Origin of the sequence: Mesorhizobium sp. M7A.F.Ca.CA.004.12.1.1, from assembly GCF_003997835.1 — a bacterium.
GTDB lineage: Bacteria > Pseudomonadota > Alphaproteobacteria > Rhizobiales > Rhizobiaceae > Mesorhizobium.
In genome coordinates, this window is the sequence record NZ_RZRK01001051.1 from 1 (window position 1) to 1,748 (window position 1,748).

Consider the following 1,748-nt stretch of genomic DNA (forward strand, 5'->3'; position numbering starts at 1 on the left):
GTCTCCGAGCGCGCCTTCCAGGCCGAGCGGCAGGGCCAGTGGACCAAGGGCAAGAGCTGCGACACGTTCGGCCCGACCGGCCCATGGCTGGTAACCAAGGACGAAGTGGCCGATCCGCAGAACCTCAAAATGTGGCTGACGGTCAACGGCAAGACGATGCAGAACGGCTCGACCAAGACCATGGTCTATGGCGTCAAGTATCTGGTTTCCTATCTCAGCCAGTTCATGTCGCTGCACCCCGGCGACATCATCTCCACCGGCACGCCGCCCGGCGTCGGGCTGGGCATGAAGCCGCCGGTGTTCTTGAAGGCCGGCGATGTGGTGGAGCTGGGAATCGAGGGCCTGGGCCAGCAGAAGCAGACGTTCAAGGCTGATTTGTAGGCACTACATTTCGGGGTCAGCGCTGCCCCCTCATCCGGCCGCTTCGCGGCCACCTTCTCCCCGCTGGGGAGAAGAGGTGAGCGGCGGCGCTGACAATCTCCTCTCCCCTCGGGGAGAGGTCAGCCGAGCGAAGCGGAGGCTGGGTGAGGGGGGTGCGCCGCCGCGCTACTTCAGCACTTTCCCATCCGCACCAAACCGATACGTCTTCCCCGGATCCGGCGTCGCATACAGCGTCGCACCCGGCTCGGCATCATAAACACCGAAAATCCGCACGGTAATCAGACCGGCCTTCTCGCAATCGAGATAAAGGTTGGTGTCGGCGCCGAGGTGCTCGGCGTGCACCACCGTTCCCTTCCAGGCGCCGGATTTCGGATCGACGGTCAAATGTTCCGGCCGCACGCCGATGGTCTTGGCGGTTTCGCCAAGCCTGGCGCCGTCGACGAAATTCATCTTCGGTGAGCCTATGAAGCCGGCGACGAACTCATTTGCCGGCGAATTGTAGAGCTCCATCGGGCCACCGATCTGCTCGATTTTCCCTGCGTTGAGCACCACGATCTTGTCGGCCAGCGTCATCGCCTCGACCTGGTCGTGGGTGACGTAGATCATCGTTGCCTTCAGCCGGCGATGCAGCTGCGCGATCTCCAGCCTTGTGTTGACGCGCAGTGCCGCATCGAGGTTGGACAATGGCTCGTCGAAGAGAAAAAGCTTGGGTTCGCGCACCACGGCGCGGCCGATGGCGACGCGCTGACGCTGGCCGCCGGAGAGTTCGGCCGGCCGCCTTTCGAGATAGGGCTCCAGCGACAGCATCGACGAGGCGATGCCGATGCGGCGCTCGATCTCCGGGGCGGGCGTGCCGGCCTGCTTGAGGCCAAGGCCCATATTGTTCTTCACCGTCAGATGCGGGTAGAGCGCATAGGTCTGGAACACCATGGCGATGCCGCGCTTGGCCGGCGGCGTGGCCGAGACGTCCGCGCCGTCGATCACAACACGGCCCGAGGTCGAATCCTCCAGTCCGGCAATGACCCTGAGCAAGGTCGACTTACCGCAGCCGGAGGGGCCGACGAAGACAACGAACTCGCCGTCGTTCACTTCGAGGTTGATGCCCTTCAGCACCTCGACCGGCCCAAAGGCCTTCTTCACGTTCTCGATGTTCAGCGAGCCCACTTCGTTCCTCCGGATTGGAATGTGGGCGCCAAGACACCCCCCTCTGGCCTGCCGGCCATCTCCCCCTCAAGTGGGGAGATTGGCAGCTTTGACGCCGCCGCACTCTTTTCAACGTTGGTGATTGGCGAAGGCCGTGCCGAAAGCTGATCTCCCCCCTTGAGGGGGAGATGGCCAGCAGGCCAGAGGGGGGCGCCGTAGAGCGC

2 protein-coding genes are annotated in these 1,748 nt (G+C 63.7%); one reads left to right on the top strand and one right to left on the bottom strand.

The window, feature by feature from the left end:
* Positions 1-381: fumarylacetoacetate hydrolase family protein (locus EN984_RS33450; protein WP_164765870.1), on the top strand; the 381-nt coding region annotated here is incomplete at its 5' end.
* A 165-nt stretch (positions 382-546) separates the two neighbouring features.
* Here the strand turns inward: EN984_RS33450 and EN984_RS33455 are convergent.
* Positions 547-1,545, bottom strand: coding sequence for an ABC transporter ATP-binding protein (locus tag EN984_RS33455; protein WP_127272471.1), 999 nt, complete (start codon positions 1,543-1,545; stop codon positions 547-549).
* Positions 1,546-1,748: the final 203 nt, after the last annotated feature.